Origin of the sequence: Gracilibacillus caseinilyticus (genome assembly GCF_022919115.1) — a bacterium.
Classification (GTDB): domain Bacteria; phylum Bacillota; class Bacilli; order Bacillales; family Amphibacillaceae; genus Gracilibacillus; species Gracilibacillus caseinilyticus.
This window is the reverse complement of the sequence record NZ_CP095072.1, coordinates 1634845-1654476: the sequence shown is the minus strand read 5'-3', so window position 1 is coordinate 1654476 and position 19632 is coordinate 1634845. Positions and strand designations below refer to the sequence as shown.

Genomic DNA, 19632 nt, shown 5'->3' with positions numbered 1-19632 from the left:
GAGTTACATGTTCAAAAAAATTGCAAGTGACGCTTTAGGATTAAGTGATATTGGTAAAATCATTCTTCCAGAAGATTTTGACAAAACAGACTCTGACGATTATGTATTGCATGAGGATGGGGAAAAGATTCATTTTCTGATCAAATCAAAATCAGATGAATACTGCTTTACTAATCGCGCTTTGATCCATCTGGACGGTGAAAAAGCATCCAGCAGTAAACGAAACATCTTCCGCTATGATTACTACCAGCATCAAATTCGCAATGTTTCCGTGGAAACAGCTGGAACAATCGATTTAGATTTAGAAATTAAATTTTCAATCGGCAACCAGGTTCTTTCTGTTGATATCGACAAAAAAGAAGGCGAGGCGATCGCTGACTTATATAAATCATTAGTAAAAATCTCACACATTCAGGATGAACACGAACGAATGAAAGATTTTGCCAAAGACAGTTTACAAATTTCACAGTCTCTTTTTACCGACAACCGATTCCATGATGGTAATGTTGCAACCGAGTTTGAGAAAGCAACCCATTTTGCCTATGACTGGTTCCAAGCTACTTACAACGAGAACACTCGTAAGGATTTCGGTGAAGTATTCGAAAAATATATCCAAAATTAAGCCAAGGAAAGAAGCAGCCATGCCAGTTAGGCTGTTTCTTTTTTCTTATCATCAGTCCTCGCCTAATCCGGATAGAATCGATTGGGCTTGAATATAATTTTTCTGAAATAGCCATGCCCAATCTGTCATTTGTCGCAACAGCTCTTGAAGTTGTAAGCTGCCTTCACGATACTTTGAAAGTATTTCCATAAAATTCCTCTTTTCCTCTACGGTTAAATCCTCGCGGAAATAACCAAACATATGACTGATTGCTTTCACAACCGCCCCACGAGAAGGAGCTTCATTTATTGATTCAACCAACCCATGCATTTTTTCGTATATATCTGTCATTTCTAACTTTTGATGATTGGCAATTATTTGTCCAATCTCTTTTTGTCTGGCTGGCGCTAGTGCCATTAGCAGATATTTATGTCTTGTTTGAAAAGAAACAAGACCTGACTTTGTAGTGATGTCAGCAACATTCGCTTGTAATAGTTAAATAAAAGCGGGTTCATATTCATCTCCTTACTTTTTCACGTTCATAAGAAATAATAACGGGTATACTACAAGTAGAATAGCGAGGTGCCTACAATGAGTAAAACAATAATTGTTTGGTTCAGAGATGACTTGCGTATACTGGATCATCCTGCCCTTTATCATGCCGCTTTGGACGGCAAAGTGATACCCCTTTATATACATAATGAAACAGAGCATACCAACAGTGAATGGTACAGTCTGCAGGCGCTCACAGCCTTTCAACAGCAATTACGAGATAAAGGTGCCACTTTGGTGATAAAACATGGTGAGCCGGTTCGTATCATACCAGAGGTTGTCCAAACATTTGAAGCAGATGCGGTATATTGTCATTATCAATACGGGCCAGGGAGCCGTGAACAAGACGAACAAATAAAAGAAAACCTATTTGTTCCTGTCAGACAGTTTCACGGGAACGTGCTTACCGAGCCTGGTACCATTTTAAACAAACAAAAACAGCCATACAAAGTGTTTACATCCTTTTGGAAAAGCTTGCGTTCTTTACCGATAGCAAAACCTTTTCCGGTACCACATAAGGTGGATTGGTATAACGGCAAAGCCTCGGCCATACCACATGCTCCAAAGTCACCATTAAACACGTATTGGCAAGCAGGTGAGCGACAAGCGTTAAATAAATGGCGGCAATTCCTGCATGATCAAATAAACCATTACCAGGAATATCGTGATTTCCCAGGAATCGATGCTACGTCTCTTTTATCTGGCCATTTATCACATGGTGAGATCAGTCCAAAGCTAATCTGGCATGAAGCAAAGGAAGCATTAGAGATTACCAGCATGGAAAATCGATTCCAACATACAATGGAAGAAAGCACAGAAACATTTTTGAAGCAGCTTGTATGGCGTGAATTCGCCTATCATCAGCTAACATTTTTCCCGCAAATTATCGATAAACCACTTCAGCCAAAGTTCCAAGCGTTTCAATGGCAGGAACCGGATCCTCTGTTACTCGATAGTTGGAAAAAAGGACTAACCGGTTATCCCTTGGTTGATGCCGGTATGCGCGAGCTCTTAGAAACAGGTTATATGCATAATCGCGTTCGTATGGTTACCGGTTCATTTTTGGTGAAGCACCTGTTAATCCATTGGCTGGATGGACAAGCCTGGTTTTCACGGATGTTAGTGGATCATGATTTAGCGAATAATACGATGGGATGGCAATGGGTCGCAGGAACCGGATTCGATTCTTCACCCTTTTTTCGAATTTTCAACCCTGTAAAACAAGCAGAGAAATTCGATCCAGATGGAACCTATATGCGAAACTGGCTTCCAGAATTGCGAAACCTCCCCCTCGAATACCTTTACCACCCTTGGGAGGCACCGGAGGGAGTATTACAAGAGGCTGGTATAACACTAGGTAAAGACTATCCACTTCCAATCGTTGAACACCAATATGCGAGAGAGCGTGCTTTAGAAGCTTTCAAGCAGCTTAAAAAGGAGGCAAATAACCATTGAGGAATTTTTGGATTAACTTGACCGCTTTATCACTTGTAGTAGTTATCAATGCATTGGCAAATATCATACCGATAAACGGCATGACAACAGGAGAAATATCTAATCAACTGACTGTTTTATTTACTCCAGCAGGCTATGTTTTTAGTATTTGGGGGCTTATTTATCTATTACTTGCTATCTGGGTGTTTGCCCAGCTGCCAAAAAACAGACGATATGCCCCTATTTATCAGGCATGCAGCGAATTATTCTGGATAAGTTCCATTCTAAATGTTGGATGGCTACTTAGCTGGCATTATCAGATTTTTTGGCTGAGTACGATCTTGATGATCGGTCTTTTAACAATCTTGATCGTACTGTATTTACGTGCTAAACAAGTGAAAAATTCAACCTTTGATATCTTACCCTTTTCGATTTATTTAGGCTGGATCAGTGTTGCAACCATTGCTAATATCAGCTATTACCTGGTTTACATCGGATGGGATCAGCATGCCGTTTTCTGGACAATGGTGATGATTATCGTTGCTACGTTATTAGCCCTGTTTTTTCTTTGGAATCAAAAGGATATATTCTATGTACTAGTGTTCATTTGGGCATTTATCGGAATAGGCGTCAAGAACCAAGCGGATTATATGAACGTCGCCGTAACAGCCTATGCCTGTGCCTTCATCCTATTGATAGTCACCACTATATACAGTATGAAAAGAGGAATACAAATAGGCGGTAATAATTAGATCAGATCATTAGAAAGTACCACATCAGATATATAAGACAGTAGCGCAGGCCAATCCCACAAGACGAGAAGTGGTTGGCCTGTGCATGTTCACTACAGTAATTATCGCCGCTCCATTAGGTTAATGCCAATCCCCATAAAGAACACTCCCATTAAAAACAGGATGACAACGGGCTGCGTGATGTCTTGTAATGGATGACCGTAAATCGCTACTGCCTTTAAAGCATCCATTGCATACGTAACAGGAATGAGTTGTGAAGCGAACTGAACTACCTGATTTTCCACAATTTCGCTCGGCCAGTAAGCCCCGCCCAACATTGCCATACTTACAGCAATGATCGGAACCACTGCATTTAATTGCGACGATCGGTTTACCAGGCCAATTAGCAGCATACCAAGTGCTACAATCGCAAACGTATAAAAACTGCAAATCACAATAATAGCAAGCCAACTGTCACTTATATCAAAATGAAACAAATGATCAAACATCAAAAAAACCAGCATCATTTGCACCATTCCGATTACAAAAGCAAATCCTAGATACCCGATATAAATTTGCCATTTACGAACAGGAGACAAAATCAGACGATCCCAGCTTCCCCGTTGCTTTTCCTCTGCTACTTCACTTAAACTGAAAACAATGGTATAGATAGCAAAGAATAGAGTCATACCAAATAACGCCTGCAAGTTATTATCAAATAACACGCCATCGCCACTCGTTTCACCTATGGTGCTCTTTACCTTAATAGGAGGTTGCTGCAATGCCTTTTCTACTGCCTCACGGTCCTCAGCTGCTACTTGATCGAGCTTCAGCTTTTCCCAGTAAGCGAGCTGAAGATGGTTATCGACAAGCATTTGGTTTTGATTTTCTGTACTGGCTATTATGGTGTATTGATCCTCTTCTAATTTAATACCTAAGCTGACATTCCCCAACGCTACATCCTCTCTGATTTGAGCCAGTTCCGTTTCTTCAAAAGAAAACGCTTCTAATTCTTCCATTTTATCTTTCAACCATAATTTTGATTCTTCTGTAACATCTCCCGAGAAGTGAATTGGAATTGCGATAGTTTGTGGCCCCATATTTGCACCGCCAATGAGCACAATGAATATAAAAGTAAGAGCAATCATTGATATGGTCATAAAAGGTGTTCGTCTTAATCGTTGCCATTGTAATACAAAGATATGTCTCATGATTGCGTCCTCCTTTTTGGAAAAATCAGCAAACTAATAAATAAGATAACGATTGTCACGATCAATAAACGTGTAATATAAGGAAATACATCTGATATTGACATACCTTGATTCACCAGCATGTAAGCCTTCATTGCCATTCCATTCGGCGTCCAAATCCCTACCTCCTGGATCACTTCCGGAAAACTGTTAGCAGGAATCATACTCCCTCCCAACAATGCCATGACACTAACAATTCCACTGGAGAACACTCCTGAAATCGATGGTTCATGATAACGAATAGTTAAAGCTACAAGTAAACTAGCTATAGAACCTACAGTGATTGCATAAACCAATGAAATCAATAGCATATTTCTGATCATGTCTATGTCATAAGGTTGAAAGGATTGTAAAATAATCGAAGATATCGCTAATAAAATGCATATTTGACAGAAGACTATCACAATTGTGGTGAACGTTTTCCCTAATAAAAAATATAATGGGTGCTTACCTGATAATAAAATTCGTTCCACCACTTGTTGATTCTTTTCATGATAGGCCATAGCAGCTATCGTTGATGCAACATAGAATGCGAACATCACCGCCATCCCAGTGGTGTAATATTCCATTGCCGATATTGGTCCTTTATCGGTTACCGTTTCGTACTGTCTAGTATTTTCGACCTCTAATGCAACAGAATTCTTTTGTCTTATCTGGCCAATGGCTGCCTCCACATTCATTCTGTGTGTAAATTGTTCTATGATCGTTTGAAAAATATCCCCTTGAAAATGCGCGCGCTCTGTTTTTCTAATTTCCAGCGTACTGGTCACTTTTTCGGCTAGGAGCATGTTCGTCAGCGTCTTATAAGTAAAATCTTTCGGAATAATGATTATAGCATCTATCTCTTGCGCTGCCATGGCTTCTTCAGCATCGTCCTCTTTCATCGTTTGAACCGTAACAATCCCGTTCAGATCTTCTTTCAGTACTTCCGTCAAGATTGTTTTGGGGGCTAATGTTTGTGCAGCATTCTCTAACCCCTTTGATGCAGGTGATGATTGTAGTTGATCAATAAACTGCTTCTGTCCTTGTTCTTCGTTATCTTTATCAATTAAACCAACGTTAATATCTACACCAGTGTTGTTCACCCCCATGACTCCACCTAATGCAAAGCCTAGAATAACCATTAATACAAACGGCATTAAGATCATCACCATTAGCTCGGTTCGATCACGCAACAGGAGTATTATATCTTTCTTCACAAAATCCATCATTAACCTGCCTCCTAATCACGCAGTTTTCTCCCGGTTAAATGAAGGAACACATCCTCCAATGAAGGAACAGCAACATGTACACTATGAACAGCAATTTGATGCTCCTCCGCCAACCGAAAAATAGCCGCTAGCTTTCTACTGTTTTTGGAGACAACTAATTGCAGTCCCTTTTCCCAAGCAGTCACTTTCAAAATGTGTTTTTGAGCTCGAAGTGCTTCTTTAAACGCAACAGTTGCTTGATCTAACTCCAGCTTAATCATTTCTTCTGAAGACAAAATGCTGATCAATTCTTCCTTTGAACCAGTCGCAATGATTTTACCGTGATCCATGATGTAAATGCGATCACACAACTTTTCCACTTCTTCCATGTAATGGGAGGTGTACAGGACGGTCATTCCTTTTTCTTCTTTAAGCTTTTTGACCATATCCAAAATATAAAATCGTGATTGTGGGTCAATCCCTACTGTCGGCTCATCCATAATGATAACCGCAGGTTCATGTAATAAGGCGACCGCAATATTAATACGGCGCTGCATACCCCCAGAATATGTCTTCACTAATTCTTTCTGACGATCAGCAAGACCGACTAGTTCCAAGGCGGCTTGTGTTCGTTCTTCAAGCCTTTTGCCTCTCAAACCATATATTTTTCCAAAAAATTTAACATTCTCATACGCTGTTAATTCTTTATAAAGTGCAATTTCTTGTGGTACCATTCCTAAAATTGGACGAATCACATTCGTGTTTTTTAGTATATCTTCGCCATTCCATGTCACTGTTCCTGAAGTTGGCTTTAATAAGGTTGCCAACATCGAGATTAACGTGGATTTGCCAGCACCATTCGGGCCAAGCAAGCCTACTGATTCTCCTTGTTTTAAATAGAGATTGACATTATCAACCGCCACTTTACTTTTGAAATCTTTTCTTAACGTATCTGTTTCAAGCATGCTGCATTTCCTCCTCCCAATCTTTATTTTCATTCTACGTGAAAAAGGACAGTGCGAACACTGACCTCCGTCATCACTTCTCATTCTAATCGTGACCTCCGTCACTTTTTTATATCAATCCATTTCGAATCGCATAAATGGCTAATTGCGTGCGATCCCTCAGATCTAATTTATCCAGCATATGAGTGATATGATTTTTGATTGTGCCTGCAGATAGTGAAAGTGCTATAGCGATCTCTTTATTGCTTTTTCCTTCGCCTAATAGCGAAAGGATATCAATCTCCCGTTTCGTTAAATGGTGATCTAATTCTATCACTTTCTTTTCATGTTTTTCTAATAATTCCGGTACCACTTTTTGAGCAACCAATCCAGGCAACTGCAAGCCTCCCGCGATACAATCCTTGATTGCGTGAATAAGCTGGTTTGCCTCCGCATCTTTTAGTAAATATCCATGTACTCCTAACCGTAAAGCTTGAATGGCATAGTCCTGGTCATTAAATGTTGTCAGTATCAAAACTTTCATTTTAGGAAATCGTCTTAATAATTCTTTTGCTGTTTGCAGACCATCCATTTCAGGCATCCGGATATCTAACAGCGCCAAATCAAAATGGTATTTCTCCCGTAATGCCAACGCTTCTTTCCCATTTTCCGCTTCTCCTTTAACTGTAAATGAACGTTCCGTCTCTAACATCATTTTAATACCTTGCCTCACAATCGCCTGATCTTCAGCTAGTAATATATCGGTCATCTCGTAACCTCCTCTAACAGAAATTGTCCTCTAACGATAAATTGTTGATCATACTGTTGTATTTCAAGTGAACCGTTAATTTGCGCAAGTCTCTCTCTCATCGACTTCAGACCAAACCCTTCTTTCACCTCCGTCTGCTGTTCTAATGGATTAATCACCTCAAACCTAAAAATGGACATACCAGGCACTTCCAATACAATTATCGCTTCTTTATCAGCACTATGTCGCATCACATTTGTTAAAGCTTCCTGAATAGCCCGGTATAATACAACTGCCTGATCCGGATTTAATACAACAGAAAGAACGTTCTGTTTCATGGAGAATTGTATTGAAATGTATTGCTCCGCCTCTAATTTCCGAATAAGGTGAAGAATAGCTGCTAAGCCGGTCTCATTATCATCTTGCAATGCCTTTACTGCTTTTCTTGTTTCAGATAAGCTTTCTTGAGCTAGTTGTTTTAGTTGCTCTAAATCCTTGTTGTCATTTTGTAAACGTAAAATTTCAATTTGCATTAACAGATTTGTAAGGGTGTGACCGACACGATCATGAATCTCTCTGCCAATAAAGACTCTTTCCTGCTGACGAGTCCATTGTTCTTTCGCAACAGAGTCACGCTTCATTTGTCGATACGTTTGCAGCAAGGCTTGATAACGTAAGGCTATGTCGTGCTGATCCACTAAATTTTGTTTGTAATAGTAAACAAAAAGGAATAATGACGTACTCAATAACAAAAAAAATAGAATAATAGACGTAGAAATATAATGAATATGCAGACCAAATAACGCCAGTAGCCATGCAGCAACTAACACGTATAATGACCATCCTTCTACTTGCCTTATCATAATGGCTAGAATAAAACAGAGCATTAGTAACACAAAAGGATTAACAACAGCATTAACCGGCCATATAAACGCGACTGAAACAATAATAATCAGGAAAAACCACAGAAGTTTGAAGACTTTTTTTGTCATGGAGGTGAAGAAAAAAACAGCAAAAAATAATGCCATCATAAGTAACAAATACGTGATAGTGACCGATCCGTGCCACCACTCCAGCCAAATCGCACCTGACCAAGTTAGTACCCAGAGCAGAAACCAAATCCAAAACCCCACCGAAAAACCTCCGTCATCATTTTCTATTCAAGCTAAATATATCATAAATAATTGGCAATTACAGGGTTCATTCATTTATTTCACTAAAATAAGTTCCAGGTAAAGGATCAGATTATTCGCAACTTAATCAACTATATTTTATAATTATGTAAACGCTTAATATTAGGAGGTATTTCCATGCAATATCGACATTTAGGCAATACTGGACTGAAGGTAAGTGAAATAAGTTTAGGCAGCTGGCTTACATATGGAGGCTATGTAGCAGAACAGAATGCAAAAGCATCTATCGATAAAGCATACGAACTTGGCATTAATTTCTTTGATACAGCGAATGTTTACATGCGAGGAGAAGCAGAAAAAGTCGTAGGTAAAGCATTGCGTAAATACCCGCGTAGTTCATATGTACTTGCAACTAAAGTGTTTGGAAAAATGGGAAATGGTCCTAATGATCAAGGTCTGTCACGCAAACATATTATGGAACAATGTGATGCCAGTCTTGGGCGATTAGGACTAGATTATGTCGACCTTTACTATTGCCATCGTTATCATCCAGTCACACCGCTTGAAGAAACATTACGAGCATTGGATGATTTGATACGCCAAGGAAAGGTACTGTATATTGGAGTCAGTGAATGGACTGCTGAGCAAATGACGGAAGCCATCCATTTAGCTGATAGGAAGCTTCTGGATCGCATTGTGGTGAACCAGCCAAATTACAGTATGTTCCACCGCAATATTGAGCAAGAAATTATTCCTGTAAGCGAAAAACACGGTATCGGCCAAGTCGTCTTCTCTCCTCTTGCACAAGGTATCTTAACCGGAAAATATAAAAAAGGAGAGTCCATCCCTTCGGATAGTCGAGCTGCGCAGGACAATATAAATCTATCCCGTAAGCTGACAGATAATAACCTAGAACGTGCAGAAGCATTAAAAAATGTGGCAGCCAATGAAAATCTATCACTGGCTCAATTAGCGATTGCATGGATTCTTCGCCAAAACAACGTATCCAGTGCATTAATTGGCGCTAGCAGACCAGAACAAATTGAAGAAAATGTTCAAGCGTCTGGTATCGAACTATCACAGGAAGCACTAGCAAAAGTGGAAGAAATCCTGCAATAGACTGCTAGATAAATAGAAGTTAAAAAAACCGGGCATAACCCGCCCGGTCCTAATTGACATAAATAATATACAACTGCCTATAATATGGATTATGTTAACTATGGCTGTATTGCAAAATGGTCATTTTGATATATTTTATCTGCTTAGCAAAGCTTCGGAAATATGCTCCGCGTCCTGTGGGCACGGCTTCAGCTAACTTAGGAAAGAAAATTCTTTTCTTTCCTAAGTGGATCTTCAGCTCGCGCTGATTCCACGGGAGTCTCCGCATATTTCCTGCGCTTAAGTGAGGGTTCTACACCGTCTGTAACAGTTAATAGCAGGCAGCAGTACTAAGCATTATATCTCTGCAATTCCCCAATTTGATGATAGCAATCTAAATGCTAAGTCTTCTATTAGTTGTAGAACCAATATATTAGCGCAGGCCAACCACGGAGACTCCTGCAGGAACAGCGCGAGCTGAAGATCCACTTTGTGAAGCGCTTTTCTTCACAAAGTTAGCTGAAGCCGTGCCTGCCGGACGCGGAGTGGTTGGCCGGAGCGATATCTCAGCACATGAATCATTTCAAAATAAACACTAAGCAGTTAGTTAACATAATCCATATTATAGGAACTCTACTTCATGTTCAATATGATTACTGCTATGGCTGCACTTATATACTTTCTTGACTGAGTATTAAAAAACAATTTCAGTCAAAACAAAACCGAGTGTAATACGAATTCTCATCTATTCGTATTACACTCGGCTTTACTCTTATACCGTATCTTCTTAAAACCATCCGATCTAATACCTAAGGAAACACTTATTTCAATTTTGACATTCTTGAAGTGCATAACAAAGCTCTACAACTATTGAAACGGATAAAAGCGGTGGTGCTAGACATTATACATCATAAGAATGAGGTGGTTGGCCGGAGCGGTATTCAAGCACACTAAATCTGTCAACTTCAACACTTGTTAGCATAAAGAAGTCTCAACAAATTGTCATTACTTCGCAGTATGCTTCAACAATGTATTACTTTTAGATAGTTTTGTTAGATTACACAATTTGGTCATTCCTCAGGAAGGCGTTTTGTTCTGCAGGTGCTGCTCTCCCCACTCAATCATCTCATATAATAACCCTTTGATGCTTTCTCCATAGTCAGTTAATGAATATTCCACTTTAGGAGGTACAACCTGATAGGACTTCTTTTTAATCAACCTATCTTGTTCTAATTCTTTCAGCTGTTTGATCAGTGTCTGATGGTTGATTAATGGTATCTGCTTCTTTAATTGACCAAAACGTAAAGTACCTTTTTCGTAAAGAGTCAACAAAATAACTGCTTTCCATTTACCACAAACAACATCCAAGGTCACCTTTATACTTTCCAGGTTTTGATTCATCTTCATATCGCTCCTTATACGGTATATATAAATATACCACTTTAAATATCTGTTTAATCTTATAAACTAGTAAGTGATGCTATTTTTTTAGGATGACCAACTTTTTGTCGCCGTTTCCTAATACACAACCAAACATACGTTTTTAGAAAGGAGTGCAGTATGTGACATCATCTTCATGTAAAGAAAAGGTCTCACACTGGATGAAAAAAAAGAAACAATTAATCGTCTCATCACTTATCGAGCATGATCAACCAGAACAGCTGACTGTCTTCTTGCAAAGTCTTATCTACTTAATAAGCAAGAAAATACCTATTACAACAAACCAAGCTGTTTTAAACAATATAAAAGAAATCGGTTATAAAAAAGGGCATGTTATTACAGATCAACGGATATTCCTGCAGATGATCGATCATTTTCCTTATATTAGCGCCCATATTATTCAGCACTTATTGGAGGAGAAAAAATGGCACAATTTCCCCAATAACGAATACGATGGCATAAGAAAAACAATAGATGAAATCATTTTGTTCTACAATGCAGGATTTATCCATGGCTACCTTGACTCCCATCATGAATCTCTGCCTCCACGATCCGATAATAAACATGTTAAAGATCTTCCCGTACCTATTATAAAAGTGGATGATGATATTGATATTTGTCCATTAATTGGTACACTGGATGATAACAAGACAACACTTTTGATCAATATGACAATCCAACACATTGCAGAAACAAAAATGGATTACGTTATTTTTGATTTTACCGGGATTACTACCGTGACTGATTCTGGCATCTATAACCTTTTTTATACGGTACAACTGATGGAGTTAATTGGATTGACAATTATATTTACTGGTATAAGAAGTCAATCAGCCTTACACTCTTCATTGCTTAGTCAAAAACTAAAAGATAAACAAGTATTTCAAACTGTAAAAGATGCACTGGAATCATTGAATAAAAATCATGAAACAGGATAAAAACCGATATATCAGGGTTTCAGAAGCAACTATTGCTAAAAAAAGATTTCAAATAAGCAGAAGCAAATGATGATTTTTACAATTTTTACATGTATCTGTATTGACATTTAGCGCTAAAACATTTACTATGTTATTAAATGAAAATGAATGGAATTCTTATCCAGAGAGATGGAGGGGCAGGCCCAATGAAATCTCGGCAACAGGTTGTATGGAAAACACTGTGCCAAATCCTGCGGTGCAATGAAGCGTTGCAACCGGAAGATAAGAAGGAATGCTGATACACTGACAACCTTCTTATCACCAACCGATAGGAAGGTTTTTTTAATAAGGAGGATGCAATCATGTTGACTTACGCAAACTATAGCGACAGTTCTTTAAATCATGAGGAACCATCTGCATCAGACCCAACCAAAGGTGCACAAGATATCCTTAATTGGGCCTATCAGACGTATGGTGACTCGCTTGTCTATGCTTGTAGTTTTGGTGCTGAAAGTATGGTAATGATAGATTTGATTGCGAATGTGAAGCCAGATGCCAGATTAGTATTTTTAGACACAGGTCTCCATTTCCAAGAAACATATGATTTGATCGACGAAGTGAAAGAAAAATATCCCAAACTGGATATTTTCATGAAGAAACCTTCTCTTACAGTCGATGAACAGCGAGAACAATATGGTTCCGCCCTATGGAGCCGAGATCCTAATCAATGCTGCTACATTCGTAAGATAAAACCGCTTGAAGAAGTGCTGAGTGGAGCAACAGCCTGGATATCTGGTCTGCGAAGAGCTCAATCACCTTCAAGAGCTAATACCGACTTTATTAACAAAGATGACAGGTTCGAATCTGTGAAGGTTTGTCCATTGATTCATTGGACTTGGGATGATGTTTGGAATTACATTAGGGATCATCAATTGCCTTATAACTCACTTCATGATGAGAACTATCCGAGCATTGGCTGTATACCTTGTACGTCCAAAGTATTGGATAACGAAGATGAACGTGCAGGCAGATGGGCCAATTTTAACAAAACAGAATGCGGACTTCACGTTGCTCCGCAGTCGGCAAAATAACTATTTTTTTATAGCTATAACAAAGTAAATCTATCGGATTAATTATTTAAAGAGGTGAACACGTTGACATTACAAGTAGTAAATAGTCCCTTTGATCAAAAACAGACCGAAATCTTAAATCAGCTGCTCCCAACATTGACAGATGCTCAGAAAAATTGGCTAGCAGGATATTTGGCCGCCTCTCAGGCTAACGCTAGCCAGGCGGCACCTGCGCCCGAACAGACTGCCACACAACAAGTGGCAACGAGAACGGTAACAATTCTTTACGGATCCGAAACAGGTAATAGCCAGGAGCTTGCGGAAAAACTATCGGAACAACTCAAGTCGATCCAAAGGGACGTTACCATCTCCTGTATGGACGATTATAAACCAAAAAAACTAAAGGAAGTAGAGGATTTATTCATTGTAACAGCAACCCATGGTGAGGGAGATCCGCCTGATAACGCGATTCAGTTCCATGAATTTCTGCATGGACGTAAAGCGCCAAAACTGGATAATGTGAACTTCGCCGTCTTATCATTAGGGGACGAATCCTATGAGCATTTCTGTCAAACTGGTAAAGATTTTGACAAACGCCTCGAGGAGCTAGGAGCTACACGGATCCACCCACGCGTGGATTGTGATGTCGATTATGAAGAACCAGCTGAGGAATGGTTCACGGGTGTACTCGACTTCTTAAAGAAAGATAACGATACAGGAACAAGTGCTACTGTTACGGAACCAACTCCGGCTGAACAACCGATATATTCAAAAAGCAATCCTTATACCGCTGAAGTATTAGATAATATTAAACTCAGTGGTCAAGGATCCAACAAAGAGACAAGACATATAGAAATTGCGTTAGATGGCTCCAATCTTAGCTATGAACCAGGTGATTGCCTAGCCATCTATCCAAAAAACGACCCAACACTTGTGCAACAAATTATAAATGAGCTTGAATGGAATCCTGAACAAACGATACCAATTAATAAGCAAGGAGAAATACGATCTGTACAGGAAGCGTTAACTTCCATATTTGAGATTACCAGATTAACAAAAGGCTTACTGGAAAAAGCAGCAGCACATTTTGAAAATAAAAAGCTGACCAAGCTTCTTGATGAACCAGAGCAGGTAAAATCGTACATTGATGGACGTGATTTATTAGATTTAATCATTGATTATCCGCCAGCACCATTCGAGCCATCTTTGCTTATGCAAATTTTACGTAAGATACCAGCAAGACAATATTCGATTTCAAGCAGTTACAAGGCAAATGAAGATGAAGTCCATTTAACCATCGCAACGGTACGGTATAACACACATGGGCGTGACCGCAATGGCGTTTGTTCTGGAGAAATCGCTGATCGAATTAAGCCTGGTGACCAATTAAATATCTATGTTCACAAAAATCCAAATTTCAAATTCCCATTCGATGAAGAAACGCCTGTCATCATGATTGGACCAGGTACAGGTGTTGCTCCATTCAGAGGCTACATTGAGGAACGAGAAGAATTAGAGCTCAAAGGAAAAACATGGTTATTCTTTGGTGATCAGCATTTCCGCTCTGATTTCCTTTATCAAGTCGACTGGCAAAATTGGCTTAATAAAGGATACTTAAGCAAAATGGATGTTGCCTTTTCAAGAGATACCGAAGAAAAGGTCTACGTACAGCATCGCATGAAGGAAAATGCCCAACAATTATATGAATGGTTAGAAGCAGGTGCTTATTTCTTCGTATGTGGGGATGAGAAGCGAATGGCAAAGGATGTTCACGAGGCACTGCTTGCCATTGTCAGTGAACAAGGTAAGTTATCACAAGAGCAAGCGACAGAATACATCAATAAATTAAAGCAAGAGAAGAGATATCAACGAGACGTGTATTAGGGGGGAAAATACAATGGGAAACAATTCTAACAATCTAGATCCTATGGAAAAATTAAAAGTAGAAAGTCGCTACTTACGAGGTACGATTGAAGAAGGCTTGCAGGATCCAATTACTGCGTCCATTTCCGAAGATGATACAAAGTTACTGAAGTTCCACGGGAGCTATCAGCAGGATGATCGAGATATCCGTGATGAGCGACGTAAGCAAAAACTTGAACCTGCCTATCAATTTATGCTTCGAGTTGCAATTCCTGGCGGTGTAGCGACACCAAAGCAGTGGCTCTCAATTGATGACTTATCACAACGGTATGGTGATCAGACAATCAAATTAACCACTCGCCAAGCGTTTCAATTGCACGGCATTTTGAAATGGAATTTGAAAGATACAATTAAAACGATCAATGATGAATTAATGACAACGATTGCTGCCTGTGGGGATGTCAACCGGAATGTTATGTGTAACCCGAATCCTTATCAGTCGGACATTCACCAAGAAATTCAAGAATGGGCGCAAAAAATCAGCGATCATCTCTCACCAAAAACCGGAGCTTATCATGAAATATGGTTAGATAGAGAAAAAATTATCGATTCCAAAGAAGAAGATGAGCCTATTTACGGCAAAACTTATTTACCACGTAAGTTTAAAATCGGGATAGCAGCTCCCCCATCCAATGATGTCGACGTCTTCTCTCAAGACTTAGGTTTTATTGCCATCATTGAAGATAATGAAGTACAAGGCTTTAACGTTGTAGTAGGTGGAGGCATGGGATCCACTCATGGAAATACCAGCACCTATCCACAAGTCGGAAAAATCACCGGGTACTGTAACAAAGAAGATGTCATTGACGTTGCTGAAAAAGTCGTGACGATTCAACGCGATTACGGAAATCGTTCTGACCGTAAAAATGCACGTTTTAAATACACCATTGACCGCTATGGTCTTGATTGGTTTAAAGAAGAACTAAACGAAAGACTAGGATTCGAATTACAGGAAGCGAAATCCTATCATTTCGACCATAACGGCGATCGCTATGGCTGGGTAAAAGGCCATAACAGATGGCATTTTACGCTTTTCGTCCAAAACGGCAGAGTGAAAAACACAGAGGATTATCAGTTGTTGACAGCACTACGGGAAATCGCGAATGTGCACACCGGTGATTTTCGGTTAACACCGAATCAAAATCTAGTAATCGCTAATGTGACCGCTCAAAAGAAAAAGCAGATTAATGAATTTATCGAGGCCTATGGTATTACAGAAGGGAAAAATTACTCAGGGTTGCGCCGCAATTCAATGGCGTGTGTTGCCTTCCCTACTTGTGGCCTGGCTATGGCAGAATCTGAACGCTACCTCCCTTCTCTCATTGATAAAATCGAAGGGCTATTGGAAGCAGAAGGTCTGAAGGAGGAAGAAATCGTGATCCGAATGACCGGCTGTCCAAATGGTTGTGCACGTCCTGGCCTTGCCGAGATCGCCTTTATTGGAAAAGCACCTGGTAAATATAATTTTTATCTTGGCGGAAGTTTCATCGGTGATCGACTTAATCAATTGTACCGTGAAAACATCGGCGAGGAAGAAATTTTGGCAACATTGAAAGAGATTTTCCACGACTACGCAACCAATCGAAATGAAAATGAACACTTTGGTGACTTCGTCGTCCGTAAAGAATATGTCGATGAAGTAAATGATGGCAGAAAGTTTCACCGTGAGCAGAAAGGAGTTTTATAATGGCAGTAATCGAGAAGAAATCAAACGAAACCATTGAAGCACATGGCGGGAATTTAGTTAATCGTGAAGTAACAGGTGCTGAAAGAGAACAATTACTTAACAAAGCAGAACAATTTAAGAAAATTACCATTAATGCATGGAGTATTTCTGATCTGGAATTAATCGGTATTGGTGGTTTTAGTCCACTGACTGGTTTTCTCGGTGAAAAGGACTACCAGGAAGTTGTCGAGAATCTGCACCTTGCCGACGGAACAGTATGGAGCATTCCGATTAATCTTGCAGTAACAGAAGCTGAAGCGAATGAATTAGAGATTGGCGAGCATATCGCACTTTATGGTGAAGATGATGTGTTATACGGTACATTAGAGCTTACCGAGAAATACAGCTATGACCAAGAAAAAGAAGCGCAATTTGTCTATGGTACAACAGAAGCAGCACATCCAGGGGTAAAGAAATTGTATGAGAAAGGCAATGTATATTTAGCAGGACCTATCTCTTTATTAAATCGCCCAAACCATGATCAATTTAAAGATTTTTATCTTGATCCTGTTGAGACGAGACAACTATTTCAAGACCTTGGCTGGAAAACTGTTGTCGGCTTCCAAACAAGAAATCCTGTCCATCGCGCACACGAATATATTCAAAAATGCGCACTGGAATCGGTTGATGGCTTATTATTAAATCCATTAGTTGGTGAGACCAAGTCTGACGATATTCCCGCTGACATCCGTATGGAAAGCTATCAAGTTATTCTAAAACACTACTATCCGAAAGATCGTACTCGTTTAGTTATTTATCCGGCAGCAATGCGTTATGCAGGTCCGCGTGAAGCTATTCTTCATGCCCTCGTTCGCAAAAATTACGGTTGTACCCATTTTATCGTCGGCCGTGACCATGCCGGTGTCGGTGATTATTATGGTACGTACGAGGCACAAGATTTAATAGCTAAATATGAAGCAGAACTGGGCATTCACATTTTCAAATTTGAGCACGCATTTTTCTGCAAGAAATGTGAAAACATGGCTTCTCAAAAAACATGCCCACATGACAAGTCTGAGCACGTTCACCTAAGTGGCACCAAGGTCCGTGAAAAACTTCGTAATGGTGAGCCATTACCTAGACAGTTCTCCAGACCAGAAGTGGCGGAAGTTTTAATTAAAGGATTGCAAAGGGGTTAAATACTAATGGCAGAGACAAAAAATATTGTCTGGCACGATTCAGCAGTTACAAAGCAGGATCGTGTCACACAAAATCAGCACCAAAGTCCTGTACTATGGTTCACCGGACTTTCAGGTTCAGGCAAATCTACCATCACGGTAGCATTAGAGAAAGCGTTGTTCGATCGCGGCATTCGCTCCTATCGACTTGACGGTGATAATATCCGTCACGGCTTAAACAATAACCTTGGCTTTAGTCCAGACGATCGTAAAGAGAACATACGTCGGATCGGTGAAGTTTCCAAGCTTTTAAATGACGCCGGCTTATTCACCTTGACCGCGTTTATTTCACCCTATCGCGAAGACAGAGATAATGTCCGTCAATTGTTGAATGATGGCGAATTTATCGAAGTCTATGTGAAATGCAGTCTTGAAAGCTGTGAAGCTCGTGATCCAAAAGGCTTGTATCAAAAAGCCCGCGCAGGTGAAATTAAAGGTTTTACTGGTATTGATGCGCCTTACGAAGAACCAGTCGCACCAGAACTGGTCGTAGACACAGAAGAAAAGTCAGTTGAGGAAGCCGTCGAAGACATCCTGGAATTCTTAGAGACTAAAAACTATATTTAAACTGATTGCACACCCGGTTCATGTGAACGAAGAATGCCGTTCATATTGCCGGGTGCTTTTGCATAGGATACATATCATTACCTTTATTTCATAAGGAGGAATGATGGTGGACCAATTGATTAGCCTGTTCATAGGAGTTGGTGTTGTTATTTTTTCCTTGTTCTTCTTTGTCATCTACAGCACTATTAGAAACAACAAATAAGTTATAAAGCTTCCTATAATATGGATTATGTCAACTAGCCATTGCTAGCCGAGTGTCCATATTGAGATATTTAATTTGCTTGGATACCGCTCCGTCCAACCACTTCGTGTCCCGCGGGAGTCTACGTGGTTGGCCTACGCTAGGATGGAAGCTCTACAACTTTTGTAATCGCTAGCACATTGATTGCACCAAAAATATCAGCTTTTGAATATCATAATGCTTAGAACCACTGCTTTTAGCTGTGCCAATCGTTGTAGAACTTCCCTCAAGCGTAGGAAATATGCGGAGACTCCCGTGGAATCAGCGCGAGCTGAAGATCCATTTATGAAAGAAAAGAATTTTCTTTCATAAATTAGCTGAAGCCGTGCCCACAGGACGCGGAGCCTATTTCCGGAGCTTTGCTAAGCAGACGAAAGCTATCAAAATGACTACAAAGTCAGAGAGTTCACCTTTACATAATCCATATTAAAGGAAGCTTTTTATACATAATCCCTTAATTCTCCCCCTATCGTTTTTATTTCATGCATACCCAATAGTTGCTTGACTAATAGAAAAACTCACATTAAGCTTAATGTAATATTAAGGAAAGGACGTGTTGTTGATGAGTGTAAAAACAGTATTTTTTGTTAAAATGGGAGGATTTCTAACGGCTTAGCACAGAGATATTCTCCCATCACTATTATCTTTTGGGAGGAAATTCAAGGTGAATTTAGAGAGATTAGGATGGTCTGATTTTTTTGCGGAAGATTATCAACAGAGATTTTCAAATGAATGGAATGTTGGTCGAGTAATCGGACAAGGAAAAAACATTTATAAATTAGCGACAAGGCTTGGTGAAATTAACGGCAAAGCAACCGGCAAGCTGCTATTCGAAACAGCAGCATCGGCACAGTTGCCTGCTGTAGGAGATTGGGTCGTCTTTGGTTAT

Annotated in this window: 17 protein-coding genes and 1 riboswitch; of the genes, 10 read left to right on the top strand and 7 right to left on the bottom strand. The window is 39.8% G+C overall.

What is annotated here, in order from left to right; all coding sequences use genetic code 11:
* Positions 1 to 7: 7 nt before the first annotated feature.
* A complete protein-coding gene (locus tag MUN88_RS07970) occupies positions 8 to 622 on the top strand; it encodes a PH domain-containing protein (RefSeq protein WP_244723110.1) in 615 nt (204 codons plus the stop codon).
* 51 nt (positions 623 to 673) lie between these two features.
* Here MUN88_RS07970 and MUN88_RS07965 read toward each other — a convergent pair whose 3' ends face one another.
* On the bottom strand, positions 674 to 1018 hold the full coding sequence (locus MUN88_RS07965) for a YbgA family protein (RefSeq protein WP_244723107.1): 345 nt from the start codon (positions 1016 to 1018) through the stop codon (positions 674 to 676).
* 174 nt (positions 1019 to 1192) lie between these two features.
* Between MUN88_RS07965 and MUN88_RS07960 the strand changes: the two genes are divergently transcribed.
* Entirely contained in the window at positions 1193 to 2608 is a 1416-nt protein-coding gene (locus MUN88_RS07960) for a cryptochrome/photolyase family protein (RefSeq protein WP_244723104.1), read from the top strand.
* Positions 2605 to 3339, top strand: a complete 735-nt coding sequence (locus tag MUN88_RS07955; protein ID WP_244723101.1) for a TspO/MBR family protein — start codon at positions 2605 to 2607, stop codon at positions 3337 to 3339. Before MUN88_RS07960 ends, MUN88_RS07955 begins: the two co-directional genes overlap by 4 nt.
* Before the next feature lie 101 nt (positions 3340 to 3440).
* Here MUN88_RS07955 and MUN88_RS07950 read toward each other — a convergent pair whose 3' ends face one another.
* From MUN88_RS07950 to MUN88_RS07930, 5 genes are all read right to left on the bottom strand, one after another.
* Positions 3441 to 4529: an ABC transporter permease gene (locus MUN88_RS07950; RefSeq protein WP_244723098.1), complete on the bottom strand. Its 1089-nt coding sequence runs from the start codon at positions 4527 to 4529 to the stop codon at positions 3441 to 3443.
* The gene (locus MUN88_RS07945; protein ID WP_244723095.1) at positions 4526 to 5779 is read right to left on the bottom strand and encodes an ABC transporter permease; all 1254 of its coding nucleotides are present in this window, start codon (positions 5777 to 5779) and stop codon (positions 4526 to 4528) included. Before MUN88_RS07945 ends, MUN88_RS07950 begins: the two co-directional genes overlap by 4 nt.
* A gap of 11 nt (positions 5780 to 5790) precedes the next feature.
* Positions 5791 to 6723 carry an ABC transporter ATP-binding protein gene (locus MUN88_RS07940; protein WP_244723092.1) on the bottom strand — a complete coding sequence of 311 codons (933 nt, stop codon included), beginning with the start codon at positions 6721 to 6723 and terminating at the stop codon, positions 5791 to 5793.
* Between the two features lie 109 nt (positions 6724 to 6832).
* The gene (locus tag MUN88_RS07935; protein ID WP_244723089.1) at positions 6833 to 7471 is read right to left on the bottom strand and encodes a response regulator transcription factor; all 639 of its coding nucleotides are present in this window, start codon (positions 7469 to 7471) and stop codon (positions 6833 to 6835) included.
* Positions 7468 to 8583, bottom strand: coding sequence for a sensor histidine kinase (locus MUN88_RS07930; protein ID WP_244723087.1), 1116 nt, complete (start codon positions 8581 to 8583; stop codon positions 7468 to 7470). Before MUN88_RS07930 ends, MUN88_RS07935 begins: the two co-directional genes overlap by 4 nt.
* Before the next feature lie 177 nt (positions 8584 to 8760).
* Between MUN88_RS07930 and MUN88_RS07925 the strand changes: the two genes are divergently transcribed.
* Positions 8761 to 9702 carry an aldo/keto reductase family protein gene (locus tag MUN88_RS07925; RefSeq protein ID WP_244723084.1) on the top strand — a complete coding sequence of 314 codons (942 nt, stop codon included), beginning with the start codon at positions 8761 to 8763 and terminating at the stop codon, positions 9700 to 9702.
* A gap of 1056 nt (positions 9703 to 10758) precedes the next feature.
* Here MUN88_RS07925 and MUN88_RS07920 read toward each other — a convergent pair.
* Positions 10759 to 11082 carry a winged helix-turn-helix transcriptional regulator gene (locus MUN88_RS07920; protein WP_305852497.1) on the bottom strand — a complete coding sequence of 108 codons (324 nt, stop codon included), beginning with the start codon at positions 11080 to 11082 and terminating at the stop codon, positions 10759 to 10761.
* Between the two features lie 161 nt (positions 11083 to 11243).
* Between MUN88_RS07920 and MUN88_RS07915 the strand changes: the two genes are divergently transcribed.
* The 6 genes from MUN88_RS07915 (at position 11244) to cysC (ending at position 18502) form a co-directional block, all read left to right on the top strand.
* On the top strand, positions 11244 to 12059 hold the full coding sequence (locus MUN88_RS07915; protein WP_244723076.1) for an STAS domain-containing protein: 816 nt from the start codon (positions 11244 to 11246) through the stop codon (positions 12057 to 12059).
* A gap of 153 nt (positions 12060 to 12212) precedes the next feature.
* Positions 12213 to 12327, top strand: a riboswitch (SAM riboswitch).
* 73 nt (positions 12328 to 12400) lie between these two features.
* The gene (locus MUN88_RS07910; protein WP_244723073.1) at positions 12401 to 13129 is read left to right on the top strand and encodes a phosphoadenylyl-sulfate reductase; all 729 of its coding nucleotides are present in this window, start codon (positions 12401 to 12403) and stop codon (positions 13127 to 13129) included.
* A gap of 63 nt (positions 13130 to 13192) precedes the next feature.
* Positions 13193 to 14992, top strand: coding sequence for an assimilatory sulfite reductase (NADPH) flavoprotein subunit (locus MUN88_RS07905; RefSeq protein ID WP_244723070.1), 1800 nt, complete (start codon positions 13193 to 13195; stop codon positions 14990 to 14992).
* 13 nt (positions 14993 to 15005) lie between these two features.
* Positions 15006 to 16718, top strand: a complete 1713-nt coding sequence (gene cysI, locus MUN88_RS07900) for an assimilatory sulfite reductase (NADPH) hemoprotein subunit (protein WP_244723067.1) — start codon at positions 15006 to 15008, stop codon at positions 16716 to 16718.
* Positions 16718 to 17896: a sulfate adenylyltransferase gene (gene sat, locus MUN88_RS07895; RefSeq protein ID WP_244723064.1), complete on the top strand. Its 1179-nt coding sequence runs from the start codon at positions 16718 to 16720 to the stop codon at positions 17894 to 17896. The genes cysI and sat overlap by 1 nt, the downstream gene beginning before the upstream one ends.
* Before the next feature lie 6 nt (positions 17897 to 17902).
* The gene (gene cysC, locus MUN88_RS07890; RefSeq protein ID WP_244723061.1) at positions 17903 to 18502 is read left to right on the top strand and encodes an adenylyl-sulfate kinase; all 600 of its coding nucleotides are present in this window, start codon (positions 17903 to 17905) and stop codon (positions 18500 to 18502) included.
* Positions 18503 to 19632: the final 1130 nt, after the last annotated feature.